The organism is Zestosphaera sp. (genome assembly GCA_038843015.1).
In the GTDB taxonomy this organism is placed as follows: Archaea; Thermoproteota; Thermoprotei_A; order Sulfolobales; family NBVN01; genus Zestomicrobium.
In genome coordinates this window covers 1-24,850 of sequence record JAWBSH010000005.1, presented here as the reverse complement: position 1 = coordinate 24,850, position 24,850 = coordinate 1, and the positions used below count along the sequence as shown (strand labels likewise).

26 protein-coding genes are annotated in these 24,850 nt (G+C 45.1%); 16 read left to right on the top strand and 10 right to left on the bottom strand.

The genetic code is table 11. From position 1 onward, the window contains the following. Nucleotides 1-45 precede the first annotated feature (45 nt). Complete coding sequence (locus tag QXL29_04720) at nucleotides 46-1,842, top strand: ASKHA domain-containing protein (GenBank protein MEM2283897.1); 1,797 nt, start codon at nucleotides 46-48, stop codon at nucleotides 1,840-1,842. A gap of 39 nt (nucleotides 1,843-1,881) precedes the next feature. On the opposite strand, the gene QXL29_04715 is transcribed toward QXL29_04720, so the two are convergent. From QXL29_04715 to QXL29_04700, 4 genes are read right to left on the bottom strand one after another with little or no spacing between them, the layout of a single operon-like run. Further along, on the bottom strand, nucleotides 1,882-2,571 hold the full coding sequence (locus QXL29_04715) for an aspartate/glutamate racemase family protein (protein MEM2283896.1): 690 nt from the start codon (nucleotides 2,569-2,571) through the stop codon (nucleotides 1,882-1,884). 14 nt (nucleotides 2,572-2,585) lie between these two features. Beyond that, entirely contained in the window at nucleotides 2,586-3,629 is a 1,044-nt protein-coding gene (locus tag QXL29_04710; protein MEM2283895.1) for a hypothetical protein, read from the bottom strand. After that, complete coding sequence (locus tag QXL29_04705; protein MEM2283894.1) at nucleotides 3,629-4,291, bottom strand: aspartate/glutamate racemase family protein; 663 nt, start codon at nucleotides 4,289-4,291, stop codon at nucleotides 3,629-3,631. Before QXL29_04705 ends, QXL29_04710 begins: the two co-directional genes overlap by 1 nt. Beyond that, nucleotides 4,288-5,394, bottom strand: coding sequence for a DUF917 domain-containing protein (locus QXL29_04700; GenBank protein ID MEM2283893.1), 1,107 nt, complete (start codon nucleotides 5,392-5,394; stop codon nucleotides 4,288-4,290). Before QXL29_04700 ends, QXL29_04705 begins: the two co-directional genes overlap by 4 nt. 82 nt (nucleotides 5,395-5,476) lie before the next feature. Between QXL29_04700 and QXL29_04695 the strand changes: the two genes are divergently transcribed. From QXL29_04695 to QXL29_04675, 5 genes are all read left to right on the top strand, one after another. Further along, entirely contained in the window at nucleotides 5,477-7,156 is a 1,680-nt protein-coding gene (locus QXL29_04695) for an ABC transporter substrate-binding protein (protein MEM2283892.1), read from the top strand. Between the two features lie 61 nt (nucleotides 7,157-7,217). Continuing rightward, a complete protein-coding gene (locus QXL29_04690; GenBank protein ID MEM2283891.1) occupies nucleotides 7,218-8,234 on the top strand; it encodes an ABC transporter permease in 1,017 nt (338 codons plus the stop codon). Then, nucleotides 8,234-9,106: an ABC transporter permease gene (locus tag QXL29_04685; protein MEM2283890.1), complete on the top strand. Its 873-nt coding sequence runs from the start codon at nucleotides 8,234-8,236 to the stop codon at nucleotides 9,104-9,106. The genes QXL29_04690 and QXL29_04685 overlap by 1 nt, the downstream gene beginning before the upstream one ends. Before the next feature lie 3 nt (nucleotides 9,107-9,109). Then, a complete protein-coding gene (locus QXL29_04680) occupies nucleotides 9,110-10,090 on the top strand; it encodes an ABC transporter ATP-binding protein (GenBank protein ID MEM2283889.1) in 981 nt (326 codons plus the stop codon). Further along, nucleotides 10,087-11,079 carry an ABC transporter ATP-binding protein gene (locus QXL29_04675; protein ID MEM2283888.1) on the top strand — a complete coding sequence of 331 codons (993 nt, stop codon included), beginning with the start codon at nucleotides 10,087-10,089 and terminating at the stop codon, nucleotides 11,077-11,079. Before QXL29_04680 ends, QXL29_04675 begins: the two co-directional genes overlap by 4 nt. A gap of 144 nt (nucleotides 11,080-11,223) precedes the next feature. On the opposite strand, the gene QXL29_04670 is transcribed toward QXL29_04675, so the two are convergent. Then, on the bottom strand, nucleotides 11,224-12,084 hold the full coding sequence (locus tag QXL29_04670) for a hypothetical protein (protein MEM2283887.1): 861 nt from the start codon (nucleotides 12,082-12,084) through the stop codon (nucleotides 11,224-11,226). 175 nt (nucleotides 12,085-12,259) lie between these two features. Between QXL29_04670 and QXL29_04665 the strand changes: the two genes are divergently transcribed. Further along, nucleotides 12,260-12,682, top strand: coding sequence for a hypothetical protein (locus tag QXL29_04665; protein ID MEM2283886.1), 423 nt, complete (start codon nucleotides 12,260-12,262; stop codon nucleotides 12,680-12,682). 14 nt (nucleotides 12,683-12,696) lie between these two features. On the opposite strand, the gene QXL29_04660 is transcribed toward QXL29_04665, so the two are convergent. Both QXL29_04660 and QXL29_04655 read right to left on the bottom strand, forming a co-directional pair. Continuing rightward, nucleotides 12,697-13,845 carry a hypothetical protein gene (locus tag QXL29_04660; GenBank protein ID MEM2283885.1) on the bottom strand — a complete coding sequence of 383 codons (1,149 nt, stop codon included), beginning with the start codon at nucleotides 13,843-13,845 and terminating at the stop codon, nucleotides 12,697-12,699. Nucleotides 13,846-14,103: 258 nt separating this feature from the next. Continuing rightward, nucleotides 14,104-14,868 (bottom strand): molybdopterin-guanine dinucleotide biosynthesis protein MobB, encoded by a 765-nt coding sequence (locus tag QXL29_04655; GenBank protein ID MEM2283884.1) that lies wholly within the window; start codon nucleotides 14,866-14,868, stop codon nucleotides 14,104-14,106. Between the two features lie 120 nt (nucleotides 14,869-14,988). On the opposite strand from QXL29_04655, the gene QXL29_04650 reads away from it, so the two are divergent. Beyond that, nucleotides 14,989-15,189 carry a hypothetical protein gene (locus QXL29_04650; GenBank protein MEM2283883.1) on the top strand — a complete coding sequence of 67 codons (201 nt, stop codon included), beginning with the start codon at nucleotides 14,989-14,991 and terminating at the stop codon, nucleotides 15,187-15,189. 31 nt (nucleotides 15,190-15,220) lie between these two features. Here QXL29_04650 and QXL29_04645 read toward each other — a convergent pair whose 3' ends face one another. Beyond that, nucleotides 15,221-16,159, bottom strand: a complete 939-nt coding sequence (locus QXL29_04645) for an acetamidase/formamidase family protein (protein ID MEM2283882.1) — start codon at nucleotides 16,157-16,159, stop codon at nucleotides 15,221-15,223. Between the two features lie 187 nt (nucleotides 16,160-16,346). On the opposite strand from QXL29_04645, the gene QXL29_04640 reads away from it, so the two are divergent. Beyond that, entirely contained in the window at nucleotides 16,347-16,523 is a 177-nt protein-coding gene (locus tag QXL29_04640; GenBank protein ID MEM2283881.1) for a hypothetical protein, read from the top strand. On the opposite strand, the gene QXL29_04635 is transcribed toward QXL29_04640, so the two are convergent. After that, nucleotides 16,520-16,756, bottom strand: coding sequence for a hypothetical protein (locus QXL29_04635; protein ID MEM2283880.1), 237 nt, complete (start codon nucleotides 16,754-16,756; stop codon nucleotides 16,520-16,522). The genes QXL29_04640 and QXL29_04635 overlap by 4 nt on opposite strands. Nucleotides 16,757-17,034: 278 nt before the next feature. Between QXL29_04635 and QXL29_04630 the strand changes: the two genes are divergently transcribed. After that, entirely contained in the window at nucleotides 17,035-17,355 is a 321-nt protein-coding gene (locus tag QXL29_04630; protein MEM2283879.1) for a BlaI/MecI/CopY family transcriptional regulator, read from the top strand. Here QXL29_04630 and QXL29_04625 read toward each other — a convergent pair. Next, the gene (locus tag QXL29_04625; GenBank protein ID MEM2283878.1) at nucleotides 17,339-19,135 is read right to left on the bottom strand and encodes a DUF87 domain-containing protein; all 1,797 of its coding nucleotides are present in this window, start codon (nucleotides 19,133-19,135) and stop codon (nucleotides 17,339-17,341) included. The two genes, QXL29_04630 and QXL29_04625, sit on opposite strands and share 17 nt — an antisense overlap. A gap of 63 nt (nucleotides 19,136-19,198) precedes the next feature. Between QXL29_04625 and QXL29_04620 the strand changes: the two genes are divergently transcribed. The 6 genes from QXL29_04620 to QXL29_04595 form a co-directional block, all read left to right on the top strand. Next, nucleotides 19,199-19,561: a hypothetical protein gene (locus QXL29_04620; protein ID MEM2283877.1), complete on the top strand. Its 363-nt coding sequence runs from the start codon at nucleotides 19,199-19,201 to the stop codon at nucleotides 19,559-19,561. A gap of 40 nt (nucleotides 19,562-19,601) precedes the next feature. Then, complete coding sequence (locus QXL29_04615; GenBank protein MEM2283876.1) at nucleotides 19,602-20,615, top strand: hypothetical protein; 1,014 nt, start codon at nucleotides 19,602-19,604, stop codon at nucleotides 20,613-20,615. A 45-nt stretch (nucleotides 20,616-20,660) separates the two neighbouring features. Then, complete coding sequence (locus tag QXL29_04610; protein ID MEM2283875.1) at nucleotides 20,661-20,921, top strand: hypothetical protein; 261 nt, start codon at nucleotides 20,661-20,663, stop codon at nucleotides 20,919-20,921. Next, nucleotides 20,918-22,090 (top strand): hypothetical protein, encoded by a 1,173-nt coding sequence (locus tag QXL29_04605; protein MEM2283874.1) that lies wholly within the window; start codon nucleotides 20,918-20,920, stop codon nucleotides 22,088-22,090. The genes QXL29_04610 and QXL29_04605 overlap by 4 nt, the downstream gene beginning before the upstream one ends. Nucleotides 22,091-22,360: 270 nt before the next feature. Next, nucleotides 22,361-24,400: a thermonuclease family protein gene (locus QXL29_04600; protein MEM2283873.1), complete on the top strand. Its 2,040-nt coding sequence runs from the start codon at nucleotides 22,361-22,363 to the stop codon at nucleotides 24,398-24,400. 59 nt (nucleotides 24,401-24,459) lie between these two features. Continuing rightward, the coding region (locus tag QXL29_04595; protein MEM2283872.1) for an archaellin/type IV pilin N-terminal domain-containing protein at nucleotides 24,460-24,850 on the top strand (391 nt) is incomplete at its 3' end.

Below are 24,850 nucleotides of genomic sequence, written 5' to 3'. Positions count from 1 at the left end.
AATAAGTTTTCACTCAGAGAATTATAATGAGTTGGTGGTAAGACTCTGAAGGTAGAGCTAGTTAAACCCGACAACAGCAGGACACTCCTCGAACTACTCAGAGATAAAGGTATTAACATCAGGTCTGACTGCGGTGGGTCGGGAGTATGCGGTAAGTGCGTTATTAAGGTTTTAACAGGAGCATTCTCAGAAAGTAGTTTGAGCGAACTCAGGCTCCTCGGAGATCAGATGCTTAGAGAAGGTTTCAGGCTAGCTTGCCAGACACGCCTAGCCAGCAGCAGAGCCTTAATAGAGATTCCTGAGTTAAGCCTTGCAACATCATTTAAATCTGCTGACGTAGGTTTTGAGAAACCTTTTAAGCTCTCTCCACTAGTACGTAAGTATTTTCTTAAGATATCGCCTCCTAGCTTAGAAGACCAGAAGTCTGACTTAAGTAGGCTCTCAAGCCACCAGGAGGTGTCTAGAGTCTCTTTAAGGCTACTTAGACTGCTCCCTAAAGTCCTTAGAGAGTGTGGGTGGGAAGTCACAGTAACATTGAGAGGTAAGGAACTACTAGATATTGAGTGCGGGAACAAGGAAAACAACTTATATGGTTTAGCGATTGACGTAGGTACTTCTAGAGTCGTTGCACACTTACTCGACTTAAGTAGTGGGGATACGCTAGCCGTAGCTTCTTCACCAAATCCTCAGCAAGTCTTCGGGTCAGACGTCATGTCGAGGATAGCTCACGCTATAGGCAACGTAGAGTATCTTGAGAAACTACGTCAAGACATCATCACCTCAATCAACGAGTTACTACGTAAGGCGTCTTCTAGCGCTGGAGTAAGACCTGAGAACATATACGAGATCGTGGTCGTAGGCAATACAGTGATGACACACTTACTCTTAGGGGTAGACCCCCGCACTCTAGGGATTGCTCCCTACACCCCCGTATTTACTCAAGGACTTGAGTTCAGGTCTAATGAAGTAGGTATTAGAGCCAACCCTAACAGCTACGTCTACGTAGCTCCAAGTATTGCAGGGTTTGTCGGCGGAGATGCTGTAGCAGACGCTCTAGCCGTAGGACTTGATGAGTGTGTGGAACCCTGCGTCTTGCTAGACATAGGAACAAACACTGAAGTTTTAGTTAGTAATGGTGTGGAAATATACGCTACTTCAGCACCTGCGGGACCAGCATTCGAGGGTTTCGGGACTAGACATGGTGTGAGAGCCGTTGATGGGGCTGTATCGAAGATATTCATGTACTTTAATGAGTTTTCAGGTGATTACGATGTTCGTTATGAGGTGATAGGCCGTGTGAAGCCACTAGGTATTTGTGGTTCGGCTTATATCGACGCGTTAGCACACCTCTACAAACACAAGATCATTGACGAGAGAGGGAGGTTTAAAGACGTAGCTTCTAAGAGGCTCAAGAAGGGGGTAGAACATAAGTTCGTGATAGTGTGGAGTAGTGAGTCGGGTACTGGCGAAGACATAGCTATCTATAGTGAAGACATAGAGTCTATCTTACTCGCTAAAGCTGCTATAGCTTCAGCAACTCAGCTAATATTGAAGAAAGCAGGCTTAACACCTGAAGAAGTAGGGAGAGTCTTTATAGCAGGGTCTTTCGGCACGAGCTTGAATGTAGAGAATGCAGCAATAATAGGGTTAATCCCTAGAGTCTGGATAAGCAAGACAACCTTCGTAGGGAATACAGCAATAAGTGGAGCAAAACTAATTCTGAAATCAAGTGAAGCTAGGGAGAAAGCAGGAGAAATAGCTCGAAAAACGAAATACGTGGAAATCTCAGCAGATAAAGAATTTACTAAAATTTACGTCAAGAACTTATTCTTACCACCTTAAAAACGAGAACTTTAACACACTACACTTGAAGACAGAGATTCAATATTTGTGTGTATAGTGTCTTAACTTCAGCCTAATCATCGCTTCAGCAATCTTCACAGTTACTAGTGTTGGGTCTATAACTGGAATTCCAAGAAGTTCTGATAGTTCCTCGCTTAATCCTATAAGTCCACTACAACCCAACACTATCACCTCTACGTTGAAGTCGTTGATCGCTTTCCTAGCTTCATCTAGGAGGGCTTTCTTCACAGTACTTAAGTCTTTCCTTAAATCTAGTACTCTCACGTCTATGCCTGAAGCATAAACCACTCTCTTATCAATTCCTAACTCAATGGCTTTTCTGTAGTAAGCAGTTTTAGAGTATCTGCTCCCCGTAGATATGACTGCAATCCTGTAACCTAGTAGAGTAGCTACAGTGAGTGAGGTTTCACCAATACCTAACACGAGAATTTTTGAGGTTTCTCTAGATGCTCTGAGACCTGGGTCGTCGAAGCAGTTAATAACTACTGCGTGGAAACCTTCTTCAGCCGCCTTAACCACCTCTTCTATCACGTATGGAGCTGCTAAGTCTCTGTCATACTCACTCTCTATGGCTGGAGGCCCTCTACTTAAGGACCTTACTGACACCTCAACTTCAGGCGAGACTACTTTCTTAACGTAATTTAGAGTGATTTCATTCCATACGTCAGTGTTGACGGGGTTTAATACTAGTATTTTAGGTTGAGTCATTTCTAGGAATTCACCTAGATTGTTTTTAGTCTCGCTGCTAGTTCTTTGAGTTCTGGGTGCACGTACTCGCCATTATCTAAGATTTTATCCTCGTCTCCCCAGACAGTTGGGTTGAGGCATATACCGTCTGTATGTGAGGACGCGGAACCTAGCTTACCCCTGAAAGTTGATGACTGCGACCCCAGACCCCACTCAACAACTCCCCAGACTCTCTCATCCTCAAGTATGTTCCCAGTAAGTTTAGCGCCTGGATTACACCCGTACGAGAGATGAGCTATGTTAAACATTTTCTCGTCATTAAACGACTTAAGCCACTTCTCAAAGATCTTAGCTTCTGAGCCTCCCTCAATCCTGCTCACTCTCCCGTCCTTCACGTAGAGCTTTATCGGGTTCCTAAGAAGACCTAGTTCTTCAGGAGGCCAAACAGAGCCGTCAAACACTAACACACCATTAATACTCTCTTCTATTGGGGCCCAGTCAACTTGGCCGAAGAGCATGTATTCTCCAGGTCCTGAGACCTCACCCTCGACCAGCACAGGTCTTGAAGGGTCGTTCTCGAACTCCAAGTCGGTGCCGGCAGGCGTCTTAACTCTCATATGCTTAGACTTGTGAGTTACTTCAGCTAACTTCCTCTGAAATTCGTACAAGAGTTCTACTTTGACTCTCCCTATAGTTCTAACCATCATGTCTACGTTCATACCTACTAAACAAATATACCTTACTTTACCAACACTCATTGCTTCCCAGTAAGGTGTTGAGTAAAGTAGCCAATTCCTATTAAACTCTATCCAGACGTCAGCAACACTCAATACTGCTGTAAGAGACTTTACTGGCAAGTAGGGGTCAGCAGCCTTACCCACACCTACGGGAGTCTGATGAAGGAAGATAACTGGTTTCCCACCGACTACAGCCACTGCTCTAGCCGTGGCTTCAACAACGCTCCAATCACTGCTAGTGTCGGCTGTTATGACTACCTCCTCACCACTAGACACCCTTAACACGTCCCTAACTAGCTTTTGAGCAGCCACAGCGAGCTCGAAATCCATGAAGTCAGTCATCACGCATCACCCACGAGCGATGTGAGTAATTCAGCTACTTTCAGAGCCGCCCAAACCGGGTCTATGACCGGCACCCCTACCTCATCACTAACTTCTCTAGCCATGCCTGCTAGGCCCGTACATCCCAACACCAAGACTTCAGCTCCCTCAGAGACTGCTTTCCTAGCCTCATCGACTAGGAAGCGCATAGTTGCCTCCCTATCCCTGTCTAGGTCGAGAACCCTCAATGGAATCCCCCTCAAGCTAATAATAAACGCTTCAAATCCTAGAGACTTAACTCTTTCTCTAATAATGTTTAGTGTCTCGGCATCGCCACCGACAGTGATTATAGAAACTTTCTTGCTAAGATTCCTAGCTAGTGATAAAGAAGCCTCACAAGGACCTACTACGACCTTCCCTAGAAGCTCTCTTAACTTTGCTACTCCAGGATCTAAAAAACAATTCACTATCACCGCATCATAACCTCCATGAATTTCTCTAACTAACTCAATTACTAAGGGCTCTACCTGAGCATAAGCCTCGGCAGACTCGACAGAAGCAGGCCCCCTAGGAAGCGATACTACGTCTATCTTTGTCTCTTCTGAAGCGTAACTCTCGTAAATCTTCTTATCTGAAGAATCCCACTTATCATGCCCTACCGGATTAACAACTAATATCCTCATTTACTGAACATCTCCTTAACAAGCTCCTCGACAGGCACGTAATCATAATCGAAACCAAAATGTCTAGGACCGAAATACTTAAGACCCTCAGGCGTTCTCCAAACCTCGGGTGCTTTAGCCGCTACTCCATTAACTAACATCCCCTCTCTTAAGTCAGTGTTAGTTATCGGTTCTCCATCATCGCTCAATAAAGTAAATAGGTCTGGCGGCATTACTAACGGCTTGTTATTCACCCAGACCATTATGTGTTCATTCATTATCCAAGACCTCAGAGTCAATCCAGCGAATCTGTCAGTGCCCTTAATCACTGCTTCACCTCTTAAGAAGCCTCTCTCATCCCGCCACTCATACTTCTCAACAACTCCTCTAAAGACTACCCAACCATCAAGAACTTCAGCAACTCTCTCTACAGGGTTTACTCCCCTAGCCCTAGCGTCCAGCACCGCCTCACCCAGCTTATAAGCTAGAGTCAGCGTATTCCTAATAACTACTTTCTCAGCAACTTTCTTAGTTAGCGGCGTGTCAACGACTGCCACGAACTTACCGCTTAACACAGACATGTACCGAGCTATAGACTCGTAATCGTCTATGTCAGCGTACTCTTTAACAACTACCACGTCACCTGTCTCAGAAACTATAGCTGAAGGATACATGGGCACTCCAAATATGTGGACAGAACACTGGTGTAACTCGGGAGCAGCCCTACCCAGCAAGTCGCCGTCGACTGCTGGCAGGTTAAGTCTAGCTCCTATACTCAGCGCGATAGGCGTGTTATCCCCTCCCATCTCAGAAGCTACTACAGCATTCGCTTTAATCCCCAACACACCCTCAAGCGTTTCAAGAGCTTTTAACATAGGGTCAGATATCTTCACGGGCTTCCTACTCTTAAGCCCAGGAGCTATTGAGCCAACATAATAAGGTACTATAATCAGCGAGTCTTCAGGGAGTTCTTCTAGACCTACAATCTTGACACTACCAACTTCTTCTAGAGCTCTCTTAAGGTGCATCAAGCCCTCCCTAGGGTCTCCACCACCTCCAGTACCCAGAATTGTTGAACCGAGAACTAACTTCTTAGCTTCTTCTAAATCTTTAATTAACCACATATATCATACCGATATATTCTGTAATAGTGTTTTAAATATTTCAATATGTTAAGGTTTTTAACTCTATTACGAGTTATTTTCGGTGACTCACGTGGCAATCAGCAGAATTTATATTGTTGTGATTGCTTTAGCTATTATAGTTATAGCGGGTGTTATAGCATACTACGTAGTGAGCCCTCCCGGAGTACCCACTACAACACCTACTACTTCCCCTACCACCCCTCCTCCACCAAAGATGATCATTTATGCGTCACTTTCAGAAATGACTACGGCTGACCCGAGCACGGAATTCTCTAACTCTGTAATGTGGTTGCCCCTAGTGTATGAGCCGCTTCTTTGGTATAACCCTATTACAGACGAGTTCATCCCAGCGCTAGCCACGAACTATAGTAGTAGTGAGGACGGTCTCGTCTGGACCTTCACTATAAGGCGTGGTGCAGTATTTCATGACGGAACTCCTGTCACGTCTCACGCGGTTAAGTCATCTATAGAGAGGACTATAGCGTTAGGTCAGGGGGCGGCGTTTATTTGGGACCCTGTTGAGAGTATTGAGACTCCTGACAACTACACTGTCGTCTTCCGCCTTAAGTACCCTGCAGCACTAGACAAAATAGCTGCTACCGCCTACGCGGCTTACATCTTCAGCCCCAAAGTTGTTGAGTATGCTGGGGCTTCAAACCTAACAGACCCTAAAGTAGCTGACTGGTTTAACAGCGGTAACGAAGCTGGTTCAGGACCCTACAAAATGATTAAGTGGGACCCAGAAAATGAGGTAGTGTTTGAGAAATTTACAGATTGGTGGGGCTGGAAACTACCTGACTACCCCATGAAGTCTGATAACGCGCCAGACGTCTTCAAGATAAGAATTATTAAAGACGCAGTAACTCAGGAGACCTTACTCCTCTCGGGAGGCATAGACATAGCAATGTACGTACCTCTAGAAAACATAGAACAACATCAGAAGAATCCTAACCTGCAAGTAGTCTTTAAGCCGAGCTTCCAGAATCTCATAATGTTAATAAACGTGAAGAAACCCCCGCTCGATAACGTTCTTGTCAGGAGAGCTATAGCTCACGCAGTACCTTATGAAGACATAGTTACTGTGGCTAGGAGCGGATTAGCTAGAGTTGCTAGCGGGCCAGTCCCCTACGGTATGTGGGGTCACTTCGATAACTTGACTTTCAAGTATAACTTAAGCCTAGCCAGAGAATTACTGACTCAGGCGGGCTACCCCAGCGGAATCGACAGGAAACTCATACTCACCTACACGGCGGGAGACATATATGAGGCTAGAACAGCTGAGTTGATTAAGGCTTCCTTAGCTCAGATAGGGATAGAAGTCGAGATAAGACCTCTTAGCTGGGAAGAGCAGTGGGCTCTAGCTCAGAGAGGTTGGGAAGACCCTAACGTAGCTCAAGACTTCTTAGTATTCTACTGGTGGCCTGACGTAGTATCGCCGTTCACGTACTTATACAACATGTTCCATAACGCCAGCAAAATATTCAATTTGTGCTACTATGAGAACCCAGAATTTAACGCGCTAATAGAAGAAGCCGTCACGTTAGAGGGAGTTGATGAAGCTAGAGCTCTGCAACTGTATTACAAGGCACAAAAGATACTCTACGATGACGTGCCTGCAGTCCCGTTATGGGATATGATAGACTTAAGGATAGCTAGAGCAGGTATAAGAAACCTAGATAAAGCTATTAATCCCGCATACCCGACGGTAGTGTTTGCTCAAGTACTTGATGTGGGGAGCTAAACATAAATTATTTTTTTAGTTTGTAAGTAATCCTTACCCAGAGGTGCGTTAAGTTTTGCCGGTGTCTAGAGAGTACGTGATTAAGAGGCTTTTATTATTAGTCCTCGTAGTAGTAGGTGTTCTAGTGATTACGTTCGTCATAACTAGAATAATTCCTGCAAGACCCGAGTTTCTTTGGGCAGGTCCTCACGCAACTGAAGAACAGCTTAAGAGAGCTAGGCAGGAACTCCATTTAGATGAGCCTATTTATGTCCAGCTATACTACTACTTACTTGATTTTTTTAGAGGTAATTGGGGTGTTTCTTGGAGGACACGCACGCCTATACTAAATGATTTACTTACGGCACTACCCGCTACGCTAGAGTTAGTTATAACTGCTTTCTTGTTAGCGTCCTTGATAGGTATTCCTCTAGGTATCTACTCTGCCCTAGGATATGGGAGGCTGGCAGACCAAGTAATTAGAGTGTTAACTGTCTTAGGCGCGTCAATACCTGTGTTCTGGGTTGCTCTAATATTTCAGACCGTGATAGGTGTTTGGGCTGGGCTCATGCCGGCAGGTAAGAGAGTTGATGACTACTTAGTGTACGTAACGGGCTTTAAACCCATTACAGGCTTCTATATACTTGACTCGATAATTCAGGGGAACCTGCCGGTTTTTATAGATGTGTTGAGACATATTATAATGCCTGCTTTCGTTTTGTCAATATATCCTCTAAGCCTTAGCTCCAGGATGAGTAGGTCTTTAATGATTGAGGTACTTAATGAGAATTATGTGAGAAGCCTGGAAGTATGGGGGATTCCTCGGAGAATAGTACTCTTTAAGTATGCTTTAAGAAACGTGATAGTTCCGGTGATTGCTTCTCTAGGTCTATCATTTGGCTACACTTTGGTGGGGGCTTTCATGGTTGAGCTCATATTCGTGTGGCCGGGGCTCGGATATTACGCGGGGATGTCGCTCCTTAGTTATGACTACCCAGCAATAATCGGTGTAGTTATCTTAGTCGCTCTATTCTACTCACTCATAAACTTAGTCGTTGACCTAATACACGCGTGGCTGGACCCCAGGGTGAGACTCTGATGTCTGAGTTCAGACTCTACCTAAACTTAGTGAGGAAGAATCCTGTCTATCTAGCGGGCTTAGTAATAGTCTCTTTATTTGTTGTCGTAGGTCTGATTGCTCCCTACATACTCACTAGGCCTGGAGACGCTTGGGGACTCACATACAACGTTAGCAGGAGGTTTATGCCACCCTCACTAGAACACCCTTTCGGGACTGACGAGTACGGCAGAGACTTATTCAATCGAGTACTGCTAGGAACTAGGTTCTCTCTAGTGATAGGTGTTGGTGTAGTAGCCTTGTCATTAGCTATAGGGATCCCCGTAGGTCTTGTCGCAGGTTACGTGGGGGGTAGGGCGGGCACGGCTTTAATGCGTGTGACAGACATGTTCTTAGCTTTCCCGCCACTCCTTCTAGCTATAGCGCTGGCCGCTACGTTCGGCAGAGGACTTTCTAATACTATCTTGGCTCTATCACTATCTTGGTGGCCTTGGTACTCGAGACTAGTCTACCTGCAAGTAAGTAGTGTTAGAAACTTACCATACGTTGACGCGGCTCGAGTAATTGGCATAAGTGAGGTGAGGATTATGTTCAGACACGTACTACCTAATTCACTCACGCCAGTCATAACTCAAGCAACCTTAGATATCGGTTCAGCAATACTTGAGGCGTCTGCTTTGAGCTTCTTAGGTGTTGGAGTACCCCCACCAACGCCTGAATGGGGTCTTCTCGTGAGTAGTGGTTGGCAACTAATTAGTAAGGCTTGGTGGATATCTTTCTTTCCAGGACTAGCCATAGTAGTGACTGTTCTAGGCTTCAACCTGTTAGGAGATGCTGTGAAGGAGTTGATGGACCCGCGGCTAAGAAACATACTGAGTATGAGGAGAGTGTAGAAGATGAGCGAGGAAAAGCTACTCAGAGTAAGTGACTTGACAATACATTACCACACTGTTGAGGGCATCATCAAAGCAGTGAAGAATGTTAGTCTAGAAGTTAGTGCTGGTGACTCACTCTGCGTCGTTGGTGAGTCAGGGTCTGGCAAGTCAACACTTGGCCTAGCCATATCCCTATCACTACCTAAGAATGCCGTAGTAGCCAGCGGCTCTATACTTTACAAGGGGGTAGATATACTCAAACTAAAAACACCAGAAATAACCAAATATAGAGGTAAGGAAATCTCAATGATATTTCAAGACCCTGCTACTACCTTCAATCCCCTCTTCACAGTAGGTGAGCATCTCACAGACATCTTAAGACATCACTTCAACATGAATCGAGAAGAAGCTGTCAAGAGAGCTGCAGAATTACTAAGGATGGTTCGGTTACCAGACCAAGCTAGAATCCTTAATTCATACCCTCACGAACTGTCTGGCGGAATGCTACAGAGGGCGGCTATAGCGGCTGCTCTCTCAACAAACCCGAAGATATTGATAGCAGATGAGCCCACCACCATGCTCGACGTGACTACACAGGCTCAAATACTTGACTTAATTAACTCTCTGAAACGAGAGCTAAACCTCACTTTAATCCTCATAACACATAATTTAGGGATAGCTGGGGAAGTCTGTAGCAGGACTGCAGTAATGTACGCGGGCGTCCTACTTGAGGAAGGCCCTACAGAAGACGTAATCCTGAGTCCCTTACACCCCTACACAACAAAGCTAGTTAAGGCTATTCCAACAATAACTAAGACTCAGGGCAGGCTGAGCTACATACCTGGAACGCTACCTGACTTAAGAAATCCTCCTGCTGGATGTCCTTTTGTTGACAGGTGCGAGTTTGCCACACCTGAGTGTAGTGTTTCACTACCTAAGTATTCTTATGTGGGTGGTGTGAGGCGAGTAGCTTGCGTCCTTTACGGTGGTGAGCGAAAATGAGTTCGTTACTTGAAGTCAACGGGCTTACTAAGTACTTCCCAGTAAAGACAGGCCTTTTCGGGAGGGTTGTAGGGTACGTGAGGGCGGTGGACGGAGTATCTTTTGAGGTCGCTGAAGGCACTGTCTTCGCGCTTGTCGGTGAGTCGGGTTCTGGCAAGACTACCACGCTTAGGTGTATATTGAAACTTACTGAGCCCACATCTGGTGAGATACGTGTTGATGGTAGAGACGTGACGCGACTTAAAGGTAAAGAACTTAAGTGGTTTAGGAGGGACGTTCAAGCAGTGTTTCAGAACCCCTACCTCTCTCTCAACCCGAGGATGAGGGTTAAGGATTTGATAGCTGAGCCACTGAAAACACATACTGAAATGAGTAAGGAAGAAATATATAGGAGAGTAGCTGAGGTCTTAGCTCTAGTAGGACTTCCGGAGGCAGTAGCTAATCAGCACCCGCCTAGTTTAAGTGGTGGTCAAGCTCAGAGAGTAGCTATAGCTAGAGCTTTAAGTATAGAGCCTAAACTACTCTTGTTAGATGAACCTACCTCAGCACTTGACGTTTCAGTACAGGCTCAGATATTAAACCTCTTGGTAGAACTCAAAGAAAAACTCAAGCTAACATACTTACTGGTGACACACGACCTCTCTGTAGTTAGGTATATGAGCGACTACGTGGCCGTCATGTACTTAGGTAAGATAATGGAGGTGGGGACGTCAGACGAGATATTCAGCGAGCCCGGACACCCATACACGCTAGCGTTACTCTCTTCAATACCGGAACCAGACCCTCGCATCAAAAAACTAAAGAAGAAGATAATGCTGTCTGGAGAGCCTCCAAGCCCTATGAATCCTCCTAGTGGGTGTAGGTTAAGTAATAGATGTCCCTACGCAATAAGGGAGTGTGTGGCTGAGGAACCAGAATTAACTAAAGTGACAAAAACTCATTACGTGAGGTGCATACGGCATGAAAGCCTGAGTTCCTTAATTAATTAAATAAATTAAATAAAGAAATAATGCTAACCTCGATTCTGGATGTGTTTCCTTGCTGGGTCCTGTTAGGTTAATAGGAGGCAACTATGAAGTGATTTGTTAGTGTTGCTTAAGTAAAAACTTTGATGTATGGTTAGTGTGTTTGGTTCATGAAGGAAATTTTACATCTACTATTACTGAGTATTCTCGCGGTGCTGACGCTACACCTAACACGATTTTCACAGTTGCTGTCTCTCCTTTCAGTTCTTCCTTGTAGTTATCTCGGATTAAGGCAGGACCTACTAGCACTCTTGTTTCTCCGGGCATTATTGTTTCTGTCGGTGGTGTCTGCTCCCACCATCCTATCACGTAAGGAATTCCTGAATCTCCTACTAAGATTATGTCTGCTCCCTCTACAATTATGGGTACGTCGCCCTCGTTCCTAATAGTGAATCTTAGTGTTTCGTTCCAGGACTCCCACGTAGTTGGGGTCACGCTTGCTTCAAGACTCATACTAAAATTAAAGCTTTTCTTAAACAACACAGTACGGTTCTCATAAGGCCCTTTCAACCACACAATAACCTCGTAAGTGCCTTCGGGCCAGGGACTCTCAGTCCAAGACCAGCTATACACGCAGGCGTCAAGCACCCTAACACCAGAAAGATAACTAAACTGAGTAACTACATCCACGTAGTTCGGCGGTTCATGAAGCAATATCTCCATCCCCTTAGGATGTGTCACGTTAATTTTGCCAACCCAATAACCGTAGACACCATTAATTACCGTGTAATTCCGTAGGTCTATATCACCATAAATCTTAATCCTCCAGTAAATCTCCTCACCGACAACAACGAAACCCTCAGAAGTAATATCAGTTATTTTAAGCTGTCCAGAACTAATAGGAGTTGTAGTAGGTGTAGTTGTCGCCGAACTAGATATGGGGGTTTCAATAAACATGAAGTATGCGATAGACCCGCCCACAACTCCTAGAACAACTAATAAGACCGCGAGCAAGAGAACAACTCTCAAACTTAACACACCACATGCATAATTCCCTACGAGCCAATATAAATCACTACTTATGTACTATAACATTATAAGGACTGAAAATATTAGCAAAAGATTATAGACCTCCTATAAATCATTAACAGACTCTATGGAGTTTTATCAATGAATAAATTAAGATAGTTCAAAATTTTAATTTATACTTACTGTTTCCTGCCCTAGTGAAACCTACAGAAGCCTGGGGCGGGAAACTACCTATAGCGGCTATGGGGCTCTCTGTGCTATATTCACTGGGAGCATGAAGACATACACGTACGCGAGATTAACGTGGACTTTCTGGCCGTGGGCATACATGATGTTGGGGGAGCTAGCCCGCAATCTAGGAATACTAGTAGGGGTCACAGTATTCATCACGATAAGAACACTGATATACACTTATAAAGACGTAGTGACACTGATAATACCGATAAGTCCTGAATGGCTAGAATACATTCTGGTTGGTTTAGTGATAGTAGTTATGGTGTTATTCAAACCGCAAGGAATAATACCGGAAAGACCCGTGCTGACAATACGCAAAAACAAGATACTCAAAATAAAAGAAGAAGTGTCTAAAACTTCATGAGAAGAACTTCAAGCTTAGTAAGATTTCTTTCCTTTAAAAAGGAATACTAACAAAGCAACTAAAGCTATTATAGATGCTAACACGACCACGATTGCCAGAGTCGAGAACAACGTGTTAGTTCCTGCCTGCGCTACAGGTACCTCCTCAACCGATTTTATTGTCTTCTCGTAGGTTATTCTTATTTCGTGCTCGCTGAGTGTTAGCGGTACCCTAATCACGTCTTCGTTACCGCACTTCAGTATCTGGTAGTTTGCAGGCTTGCCGTCCACAAGTATTTTATGTACTTTAATGTTTTGTGGTGTGAATATGGTTACGCCCCCGAATCCCGCGCCTCCGACCTTCATGAGAAGGTCGTTTCCACTTATGTTTAGACTCAATACACTTAGTTTCTCACTAGCTACATAGACTCTTGACTCTCCCTCCTCAAACCTAGCTCTATAAGTTCGGGTGATTAAGTCCTTAACCGCGTCAACGTTGATTAACTCGCTCTTAACTTCTACTAAGAAATTCGCGGTTGCACCGCCCGGAGAGCTAAGGTTCCAGGTTGCTCTACCCTCGAAATACAGTATTAAGAAAGTTGTTGAGTCTAGGTATGACTCTACCTCAACACGTACATTAGACGGATACCCCTGCTGGGTGTTAGTCACGACTTCCTCAAACTCTAGCTGTAGTGCTGGGATGCCTCTCCAAGTAGTGAATCTCGCAGTAGTTACGTTTAGGGGGGTTGAGAACCACGAGATATTTATTCCTAGCTGCAGCAGGTATTTTGGGTCTCCATAAAGAGTGTAACCTATGAAACTTAAGGGCACACTAGCCTCACGTACTTTATTTACTTCAGTATTAATCAGATTGAGGAATTCTCGTAAGTTCTGCTGAAACTTGCTAGGCTCTACCTCACCAGATACAGTAAGGTTAGGTCTCAGCCTAATAGACACGCTACCCTCACTCAACCCAGTTATTGAAGAATCTGTCGTGCCATTAATTACTATGACCACCTTAGTAGGGTCTGGAGAGTCAGTCAGGTTCACACCCTCAACCTCAAAGCTCATCTTCATGTAAATCTTGTAACTATAATTGTAACCGACATTATGAGAAGTCACAACAGGAGCTAAAACCAGCAAGAACAGGAAGACAGCAGCAAGAAAAGCAGAGGAGGACTTCACTGCATAGATCACCAGTAACATTATTGTCTCTAAACATTATAAATAATGATAGAATCTTACATAGAATATCCAGCTAATTAAACTACCTCATAAAGTCTCGACAACGTAACTCAACTTACGTTTCCCTAAGCATTAGGAGGCGACTTGCCTAGATGAAAAACCTATCAAAGTGTTGCTCAGGCAAGTCTCTCGACATTAATAAATCTTAGTTTCTTTTACGGCTGAAAGCCTAGCCTTTAGGGCGAGGATAGAGTAGTCTCAGTAGTTTATCTCGACGACCACTTTTTTCCTACTTACGTCAACCCTCTTCAGTGAAGATATGAAGCCTTCTATTACAGACCTTAGTAAGTTCTTAACGAAGGGATTCATAGGTACCGGGTCGTCATTCACTAATAAGTTCACGTCAGATTTCATAGGACACCAGAGTGTCTTGCCAGTAACGTAAGCCTTAACGAATGCTCTGCAAGTCTCGTAGCCGCAATACCCGCAATTTATTTTAGGTGTTTGTCCTTCGAGAAACTCGAGAAGCCTGGACTCAATGAAGTCTGTGATCAAACTAACCTCGTTCTCTCTGAATACCCTAAGAGACCTACTCAATTCAAGCCTTAACCCCTCATCTTCAGACACTACAGCAACGATGTTGCGGGTCACGTCACTCAGAGCTTGAAACTCTTTTAAGTCTTTAACGACTGCTATAGCTTCACCCACACTAGACTCTTTAAAACCCTCTACCACGACTACCGGCGTGTTCAAGTACCTCAAAGAATACTCTAAGTCGTCTACCCACCCACTGTAGAAGATAGCCCCAACACTACTAGAAGACACTAAAACTTCTTTAGCGCCAGCACTAAGATACCTACTACTATCCTTACTAGACACGTCAACGTAGTGTCTCGAGTGCTTCACAACACCCACAACATACCCCCTACTAATCAAATCAGAAACTACTCGAGTAGCTAGGGACGTCTTGCCGCGCTTCCTACTAGCTGAGATAAACCGGATTACGTAAGGATTCACACACACCACCTAAGAGTATGAAGTAGCTACTCTAATAATTCTTGATGTGGTCTTAAGACTTAAATCTCTCTTTCAAGTAATTATATGTGGTTCAACAAACAGTAACGCTTAAGAGGGTGTTGCGTCATGAGGTGTCCGTTCTGTGGTTATGAAGGGCCTGAAGAGAGCTTCAAACTACTTAGAGAACCCTGGAAATTCAGATTCTACACAGTCAAGAGGCTTCAATGCCCTAAATGCTCGGGAATCTTCAACTACTACAGTGGCGTGACTGCTGAAGGTAAGAAACTAGAATTCTTGATTAGAGTGAAGCCAAGAATTAAAAAGTAAGTTGTTTTTGAGGAATACTTAAGAGTCTTGCTCAAGTTTTCGCTTCCGCGTCACTCCTTAGACTCTCTAGTAGTTTCGTGACGTCAACTATAGTCTTAGGTATCTTGACTCTGACAGTCTTTCTCGGGTCTACTACCTGACTTATCTCTAGGTCTGTAGCCACGCTCGCAAGCATGTAGGCCTCGTGCCAACTCACTCCAGTAGCGTGAGATATAGCCTCAACACTTACTTGAACAGCTTCTCTGACAGCCTTCTCTAGGTTTTCGTTAGAGACCAGCACGAAAACCCACTCCCCGTACTCTAAGACAGGCCATTTAGGAGCTGATTTCTTGATTACGTCTAAAACTACCAAGACCCTCCCGCTGACCTCACAGCCAGTAACGCAGACTTCACCGTCTCCCATCGCGGCATGCAGGTCTCCAAGCCCGAATAGCGCCCCCTCAGCTTCTACTGGGAGGTATATCGTTGAGCCTTCCGTGACGTACTTCGTGTCAAGATTGCCTCCGTGCCTGCCGGGAACTCCAGTCGAGGTTTTCTCGCGTGTCGCAACACCTACTACACCAACCATCTTCCTAGCGTTAATTACAGACCCTCTGAAAACCACTTTATCACCCACGACGTAGCACTTCCTGACCTTGACTTCCTTGACTAAGTCTGGAAGCGCTCCAGCACCGGGGAGAGTGACTAAGAATCCCTCACTGCTCACGTCTATCTTCAATATCTTAACTACTAGAGCATCACCTGGCTCAACACCCTCAACGTATACAGGACCTGTAGCGGGGTTGACAGCACTCCAGTCAATCTGAGTGACTAACTGCTCTTCACTAATTAACTGATTAGAGAAACAGTCTCTAGTCTCGATCTCTAGTATCGTTCCTGGCTTAACCCTAGCTACAGGCTCTAAGTCAGGTGAGAAAGCATAGAATACTCTCGAGTCATCAATCTTAACTATTCCTGCATTACTACTCAACCGAATTCACCCGAAACTAAAACCTCGTATTAGCAAGTATGCCAGAGAATATAAGTAGAGTCTCACGAGATTAGGGGTTCACGCGCGGGGGTGTCTAGCGTTAGTATCGGTGAACTCTCTGTGTGAGTAACTTAATCACCTAAAGTCCTTATGTAGTATTACTTGAGATTTCTTTAAGGGGTTAATAATGCCGCACTCAGACCTCTACATGTTGCTTAAAGCGCTTGAGAGAGATGTTGAGGCAGTATGTCTAGAGTTTGAAGAGAGTGAAGTGTGTAAGAGAGTCGCTTCAGTGATAAGAGCTTACATGAGGAGAGTTGAAGACAAAACAATATCAGAGTTCCTGAGGAGCTACTTCTACTAGAAGCACCTAGCAAGACACTCAGCTAGAATCCTGCCTCTCTCAGTCAGTCTTATTCTTCTCCCTTCTTCCTCTTCCACGACAAGACCTAAAGTAATAGCTTGCTTCAACGCGTAATATATCTGAGAACCAATAACCCTCCTAACGTCAGTGAACGTAGCTAACCCACCACTCCTACCCAGAAAGAGTAAGAGCCTCCCAGTAGTAGTTAAGAGTTCTTTCTCAAGCTCAGGCACTTAATCACCAATACAGTATTGCTGAACACCAATATAAATCGAACTAATACGTAATACGTACAACGAAAAACAACATATTTATTAACTTCTTAAGAAGTAAATAATCGGTGATCGAAAAACGAATAACGTAAAACGATATAAGACAAGGAACAAAGAAAAAATAGACTTAAGCTCTGTTAACGGATTCTGCAGAGCTCTAGCTAAAGCAGGATTCATAGTTAGTCCAGCAACAGTGAGGAAATACATTAAAGAATTTTGTAAAGCGGGGTTAGCACCTCATGAAGTATGTAAAGACTTCAAAACATGAGATAATTAGAGCAGTGAGAGAAACAATCTACAATAAGTTAAGGAGTAGCTCGGGAAACTCAATAACTATTACCGTCAAGAAAGTCATTGAGGTTTTAGAGCTAGATAATCACGCAGTGAGAACAGAGGTGGGTAGGGTCCTTGCAAGACTTGAAGAACTGGGTTATCTGAGGAGACACAATAGTGGGAGGCCAGCTAAGTACTTAATCACTAGTAAGGGCTTGAAGTGGGTTAAGGAGGAACGAGCTCGAGTGCTCGACCGAGTGTTGAGAAGGCTTAGCACGCGGACGTAGAGAAGGTCTCTAGCTCTTCAGGCGTGGGAATCACCTGAATAGTTATTCTTTTTCTCCCAGCTTTAAGAATCCCTGAACCTACTGGCGCTTGAGTTAAGTAGTCTGCTTCAGCGTCTGAGAGCTTATATATCTTCTTACACGCGTCTCTCCCCTCAGGCTCCTGCCTCATGAGTAAGGCAGTAGCTGACTGCTCAAGTATAGTCTTTTCTTGAGGACTCCTAACAAGGTCTTCAGCTCTTTGAGTCACGTATATGAAGACTACCCCCTGCTTCCTGCCCCTCCTAGCCAGGTTCTCGAATAGTCCTAATATGCTCGGAGTCTCCACGAATAACCAGGCTTCATCAACGAAAAACACGCTCTTCCCGGGAGTCTTAGTCAAGAGTGTGTTGTACGCGTAAGTAGATATGAGGGCTGAGACAAGAATCTTCAACCTCTTGCTCCTCAAGCTCTTCAAGCCGAAGACTACGTTGCTGGAGAGCTTTGGCGGCGCACCCCTAAACACGCGTATGTCTGGGGGAGCTACGGCTCCCTCAAGCAACTTACTCAAGACAGGGTCTCTGAGATTAGCTACGAATTCTTCAATGTTTGAGACTGAGTCACTCTTGACGAAGAGTTCTTTTCTTAAGACCCCCTGCAGCTTCTTAGGTATAGCGTAGACCTCTGAGAGTAAGTCAGACACTTGACTTATGTCTAGGTAGTTAGCTTGAAGTAGTCTTATTGGGTCGAGACCTAGTTCTTGGCTCTCGTCAATCTCTATAGGTGATGCCTTAAAGCTTCTCGCAACTCTAGTATACTCTGACTCAGGGTCTATGCCCACGTAAGTGACTTTCTCAACACGTTCTCTTAACCTCTTAAGATACAGCTTAACACTCATAGACTTGCCAGAACCTGACACACCTAAAACCACGAAATTCAAGTTAGGCTTACTCCACAAATCCAGCATCACGGGACTCCCCGACCCGGAAAAACCTAGAAAGACTCCGCCGTCGTCATGCATCTCCTCATCTACTAAAAAGAATAGCGGTTTTAGACTAGCTGTGTCTGTGTAGGTTTTCTCAACACATGCTAGAAGACCGCATAACTTGAACTCATACAGTTCTCTCTGAATAGGCGGGGCTTCAACCTCCACGCCAAACCCCTTAAGCAAGGTCTTGACTCTCTCCTCAACCTCGTTCAAGACTCTCAACTCAGGAGCTCTGATGACTACCAGCAAGTAAAACTCTATCAAGTCAGACCCGCGCATGACTCTCTCACCAAGCTCTCTGAGAGCCTCAACCTCGTGAGCAGCCTCAACAAGACTCGCGAAAGCAGACTTCCTCTTAACGGCAGACTCTACTAGGCTCAGAGCCTTAGGCCTAGACACGGACCTGAAAATCAGCGCGACCTCCCACACATCACTAAAGAGTGTGTAGAGGAAAGACTCGGGGAGAGTTGAGGGGTAGCGGTAAGCGATCAAGACTCTAGCGTAAGACCCGTCACTCAGGTACAGAGTCTTGACACCCGCGAGACCCGCGACCTCAGGTCTTGGGGGAGGCCCTACCTCAACGGACCTAAAGTAGGGTATGGAAGTCTTTAGCGAGTCACTCAAGCCTAAGTAGAAGTCTGTATAATCGACTATGAAGTCGTGTTTCCCGTACCTGAATTTCTCGACTCTCCTCCTAGCAAGAATCACGCCCGACTTAACTGACGATATGAGAGCTTCCCACTCTTTAAGCACTGAGTCTCTCTCGATGTCTGATAATATAGTGAAGCTAACTCCCTCTAGCTTAAACCACTTCAATCGCAACCCCTAATAAGAGTGGAAGTCCTTATAAGCAAGACTCAATAGTTGGTGGGGTCTTTAGTGAAGGGCTTAAGCAGTCTAGTAGTTGCTCTCCTACTACTCTCCGTTGTAGTACCTGCTTCAGCAATCCTAGTAAGTAGAGTTAGGGAATACACTAACGCGGTAAGGAGTCAGGTCACCCCGACTCAGCCAGCAACTCTCGCAGCCTACCTACTCAAGAATAACGACAAAGACCTCCTCATAGTGTGTAACTACGGACTCAGAATAATCGAAGACATTCAAGTCTTAGATGACTTAGGTAGCCGCGCGAAATTAGTTAATTCTCTAGCGCCTAAGACGTGCTACCTAACCATCCTACCAGCGAGGAACTGGCACTCCCTGATCGTCGGGAATCAAGTAGTTAACGTCTTGAGGGTCTCGTGAGACTCTTATAAAGACTTCCCCCTAGTTAGTGGGTGTTTCAATGCTTAAGTCCAGAGTCGGTGAAGCCGGTTTGTATACTTCCATAGTCATGGCTTTAATTTTAGTAGCTTACGCCTCACTCTACATAAACTCACTAAACAGCATGAGTCAACAACAAAACTACCTCACGGAGAGTCAGCAGATAGAGTCTCTCAAGAAAGCAGAAAACATATTCTTCAAGTACGTCCCCAGAGAAGAAGCGATATACGCTACCTCAACAATCGCTACCTCAATCAAGACCATAGTGATCTATAACGCGGCGAGCGTCGTATACAGTAGCTTAGTAGAAGTTGAGTTAGCCCCGTCTTCTTGGGTCAAGATAGTTGAGGGAGCTCTAGCCAGGCTCGTCACTGAAGACAACTACATCTTGGGAGTAATTACAGAAAACGGCAACCTAGCTACTTGGTCTCCGCAAAAAGAAACAAGTATTGAGTTGCGCGCGACTCTACTACCTGCAGTGAGGTATCAGAGCTTCGTAAACGGTCATCCCAAGTACGTGAGCCTAGCAACAAACACTACACCCAGCGAACTCGTGTGTGACGTCGACCTCAACACAGAATGTGTAGGCACGCTAGACGTAACGTTCGTCAACGATCGTAGGATAGTCGTGAACGCGCCAGCACTATACGCCGACTTAATAGGGGCTTACGTGTGGGTTGAGGAGCCAGTTAACATAACCTTGAGCATAATATTCGCTGAAAACAACTTTAACGTCCCGGCAAACATAACACTCTACTACTTACTACTACCACCTAACTCACGAGTAGTAGACGTAATAACTTACAGACATCACGTGAGTTACGCGACACACGCTACACAACCTCTCAAGAAAGTCATCATTAGAGAGTATCTCAGGAAGTCGGTAGTGGTTGACTTAGTGAGCTTCACTATTAGTGAGTCAATAACTCGTGCAGGCACTCTAGTAGTGCTCGCGCTCGCTCTGAGCCTGCCTCCAGGGCAGTACCCTCAAAACCCTACTATACTACTCGATATAGAGTTAGTTGAGGTGAGTTAACTGAGTTATGAAGCAAGATATCACGAGTTCGTCACTATAGGTGATGTGTCGTTAATTAACGAGAGAGTCTTCGGGCCTCTCAGACTAAAGCACATGACTTACTTATTCTTCTCGCTCCTCATACTCTGGAGAGCTCTGTGGTCTGGAACACCCCAGCTACTCGGGCTCTCAGTACTCGCGACTTCTCTAGCGCTAGCTTCGGCCGCGTACCCGAAGAAATCACTTTCTTTAGAGTCTCTCATACTAGCTACGCTACTGTCTCTAGTGGAGTTAATCACGTTCAGGAAGAGGTCACTCAAGAAATGAAGGTCGTGATACCCTACACAGTAAAGCACTTCATAGACCTCACCGAATTAGGAGGTAGTAGAGTAGTTCTCTCCCCCTACGACTTAGAGACATTAGTTGTTGAGGGCTTAAAGATACAGCCTAAAATAACTTTAAATTCCCGAGCCGGCTTCAGGGGGTTCGCAGAAGCCAGCTACTCGTGTGAGAATCCCGTACACGTTTCTAGAGACCTCGTCGAGTGTTCTGCATTGGCAGGCTTCTCACACCCAGAACACGGGGTAGCTATAGTGAGAGACGCTAAAAACTATAAAGTAATCACTAGAGACTACGTGTTTGTTGGTGAGACCCTAGCTAGTGAGGCAAGGCCGGGAGCTTTAGTCGTGGCAGTTCATGACGGGAGTAGCGCTCACGTGATTTTAGCTAGCTATGATGACTACGTAGTCTACCGCGACGCCTACGAGGAGAAGCCTATTAAGTGCTCGCTAGGCTTCAAGATAGGTTCTTGCGTATTCAGTGATGGCAGGTCTATAATTATTCAGGAGAGCAAGACTTACGAGGTAGGGTTTCCTGCCGAGGCCGTGGCGAGCACTCCTAGAGGGCCTCTACTCAGGTCTGGCGAGTGGCTCCTCTACGTCGACGAAGAAGAACTGAAGCCCTTAGTCAGGTCTGGAGGTAGTTTCGCAGGCTTCATTCACGAGCTACCCGCCTTCATAGAAGGAAAGAAGCTGAAGATTCTTGACTCGGGAGCTCTAGTAGATTACGTGAGCGTAGCAGGCAGCGCGTCTGCCTGGAACTTAGTAGTTGATGACCTCGGAGATTTCCTGAGAGTTATTGACTTGAGACTTAAGGAAGTCTTGCGAGTACCTAAAGACCTAGGAGTTGATTGCTGGGCTACTATAGACGGGGTACTGTGCTGTAGGGGGCTCTGGTGCGGCATAATAGATTCTGGAGAGACTATAGTAAGTATAGAGCCTTCTCTCAAGAACCCACACACGCTGAAGATTTACTCAAACACACCACTCACCGTGAAGTACGGGGAAGAAAACATCAAGTGTCTTGATGTTTGTGAAGTCTCTGAAGAAAGAACTTCAGCAAGAGAAGACGAGCACGACTTAACACTAGAACACTTACTAAGCACTACAGAAGTTAAAGAAATCTCGACACGTCCTCAACCCCCACATAATTACTAGGTCAGTTAGAACTCTAAGTCAGTAAGAGAATACCACACGCAACAGCCCAGCACACCATAAAATAAGAGCTAGCAAATCAATCAAGACTAGAAAAGCACTCAATCTTGGCAGACCATATCAAAGACCACAAAAAGAGACTAGACACTAAAGAACGCGCTTAAGGCAATTAATTAACACCCAAACTCAATCACTACTCAAACATTAACTCAGATGATTACGTAGTTAGAATTTTATATTTAGGACGCGAATAATTTAATTGGTGTGACATCATTGAATAAGAAACTCGGCTTACTAATACTAGTCATAATCTTCTTAACATTAACGACAGCAATAATACCAAAACCAATTAAGGCCTCAGATGGTGTGGGAATACATGATGATTTCCCTCACGCAAGAGTAGTAGTAACTCACGTAGTAGATGGAGACACGATCCACATCTCACCTCCAGTATATGTTCAGGGAAGCTACAGAACCGTGGTTAGGTTAGCTGACATAGACGCGCCCGAGCTGAACCAACCTGAAGGAGCTGAAGCTAGGGAGGCTCTGATAGGATTACTCGCGAATTATAGTGGTGTAGTTCTTTTAGATATAGATAAGAGTGAAAACGCTGTCGACGAGTACGGCAGAGTAATAGCAGTAGCTTACGTAAGAGTAGACGACACTACCCTACTAAACGTGAATAAGTGGATGGTCGAGAACGAGTACGCGAACATAGAAGATCTTGAGAACGACTTCAACCCTAGCAAGTGGAGTCTCTACATAACATACGAGAAAGAAAAAGAAAAACTACCAACCATTAATAAAATACCGCTCTACACAGGAGATATAAGCTATGGGACATCTTGGGGTGTTAGAGTCGCTACCACACCAGACCACAAATACTTAGGCGTAGCTTTCTCTGAATATGGCGGCGACTGGGCATTGAGAATATACGTTGTGAGTAAAGACGGTGATATAGTGAGGGAGTATAGGTACGGACCAGACAAATATAGTTCAGACCCAACACAGAGCAAGTACGCGAACGTGTTTAGGGGGATGATAGATATAGCTGCGAATGAGACAGGATTCCTCCTAGTATGGACAAACTACACTAGGAGAGTCGGCACGACAAGTAAAGATCGGACAGTTCTTTATAGTTACGTGCCAGTAGACCCAGACCTAGAGCCTACGACACCTCAACACATATACCACGGCTATAACCAATACCACCCGACAGTCACTCACTACATACACCAAGATGGTAGTAAGTGGTGGGTAGTGGGTTATAGCTCTCAGACCTCAACTATAGGTAGGTATACTATTAACCTACTTAACAGCATGCCCTCATATACAAGCGAGTATAAATACGCTGTAATCTATAGTGGGTCGCCTGTGCCGAAGATAGGTGTTGATGTGATGGGTGGTTTACTATTTGATGAGGTTACTAGGAGGTTCTACATAGTTGCTAGAGGGTATAATCTCGGTGGTGATAATACAGCACATGATATGGTCGGGATTTACGGTAATGTTACGACCGGATACGACCTAAGTGTGCCGAGCCCTCACTGTGTTGATTGTCGTGAAGGCGATCAAGGTCCTAGCGCGACCACATATGCTATCGGTTCTTCATACTATTCATACTATAATGTTTACCCCATGTATACTGCTGGATTATTGAGTGGTGGGCGTGTGTTGACAGTCTATAATGAATCTAGTACTTCTCTGATTTATGCTGTAGTCGATCTTACGCAAGAAACTCCTGGGGTCGTTAGGAGTTCATTAGTTAGTGTTGGCTCTAGTACTACTTTCTATCCTTGGATTGCGAGTAATGAGACTCACTGGCTTGTTGCTTGGAATACTTTAGGTTGGGCTAACTTGAGCGTTATCGATGTAAGTGGTTCTAGTTCTGGTGTTCTCACACTTGCTGACAGGAACGCTAGCTTCGTAAAGGTTGCTTACGACCTTGGCTCGGGGAAGTTCATTATTCCATATGCCGTTAACGAGCTTGATACTGGGCAGAGGAATCTTGTCGTGGCTTTCTATAATAGCGTTGGGGGTGTTCTAGAGCCTTGGGTACTTCCTGTCGGGATGGATCGAAATACTCATAACACGCCGCTCCATGTTAAGATTCTTGGTGGTGAGGACGGTGGTTCAGGAAAGATAGCTATCGTTGCTTTAGAAGGGGGTAGTCTCGTGTTGTACTTGATTGGTAGCGAGTATCCAGAGCTTCAGAGTCCTGTGCCGATACCTGAGCCTGTGTGGGTTGTCATCCCTGTAGTCTTAGTGACTGCGTTTCTCGTCTTACGTGGCTTGAGGCCTAAGAAAGATTAGTTTTTAGGTTTAATTCATTACCCACAATAACTCCCTCATCTCTCCTCTCTCGCTGTTTCGTGAGTCTTTATAAGGAGTTTTTTCTTTCTAGTGAGGTGTCTAATACGGCCGGGTCTCGCAGGTTCTGGGTTAGGGGCGTTAGCGAGGTTGTTGTTGCTCTAATACTAATACTGGTTGCGGTAGTAGCCGCGTTCGGTATTAAGGCTTGGCTAGACAGTACTATGGCTAAGATGCCTACTACAGACGTGGCGATAGCTAGGTACAGCAGTGCTGTAGCAGGGAATAACCTAGTCTTGTACTTGACTGTCCAGAACCTACTCCCCAGAGACCTCAGGCTAGAAGGAGTTGACATAACACTCACTGACGGCTCGAGAGTTGCGGGAGTGGCTACTACTACGAACTCACTAGGTACTGTGACTGGTGCTGGAGGAGTGACGGCAGTCTTAAGCC

Excerpts from the sequence above, each read along its gene's own strand:
- QXL29_04715 (MEM2283896.1), bottom strand. The coding sequence starts at position 2,571 with ATGACTCAACCTAAAATACTAGTATTAAACCCCGTCAACACTGACGTA.
- QXL29_04710 (MEM2283895.1), bottom strand. The coding sequence starts at position 3,629 with ATGACTGACTTCATGGATTTCGAGCTCGCTGTGGCTGCTCAAAAGCTA.
- QXL29_04705 (MEM2283894.1), bottom strand. The coding sequence starts at position 4,291 with ATGAGGATATTAGTTGTTAATCCGGTAGGGCATGATAAGTGGGATTCT.
- QXL29_04700 (MEM2283893.1), bottom strand. The coding sequence starts at position 5,394 with ATGTGGTTAATTAAAGATTTAGAAGAAGCTAAGAAGTTAGTTCTCGGT.
- QXL29_04685 (MEM2283890.1), top strand. The coding sequence starts at position 8,234 with ATGTCTGAGTTCAGACTCTACCTAAACTTAGTGAGGAAGAATCCTGTC.
- QXL29_04680 (MEM2283889.1), top strand. The coding sequence starts at position 9,110 with ATGAGCGAGGAAAAGCTACTCAGAGTAAGTGACTTGACAATACATTAC.
- QXL29_04675 (MEM2283888.1), top strand. The coding sequence starts at position 10,087 with ATGAGTTCGTTACTTGAAGTCAACGGGCTTACTAAGTACTTCCCAGTA.
- QXL29_04650 (MEM2283883.1), top strand. The coding sequence starts at position 14,989 with ATGAGGTGTCCGTTCTGTGGTTATGAAGGGCCTGAAGAGAGCTTCAAA.
- QXL29_04640 (MEM2283881.1), top strand. The coding sequence starts at position 16,347 with ATGCCGCACTCAGACCTCTACATGTTGCTTAAAGCGCTTGAGAGAGAT.
- QXL29_04630 (MEM2283879.1), top strand. The coding sequence starts at position 17,035 with ATGAAGTATGTAAAGACTTCAAAACATGAGATAATTAGAGCAGTGAGA.
- QXL29_04615 (MEM2283876.1), top strand. The coding sequence starts at position 19,602 with ATGCTTAAGTCCAGAGTCGGTGAAGCCGGTTTGTATACTTCCATAGTC.
- QXL29_04605 (MEM2283874.1), top strand. The coding sequence starts at position 20,918 with ATGAAGGTCGTGATACCCTACACAGTAAAGCACTTCATAGACCTCACC.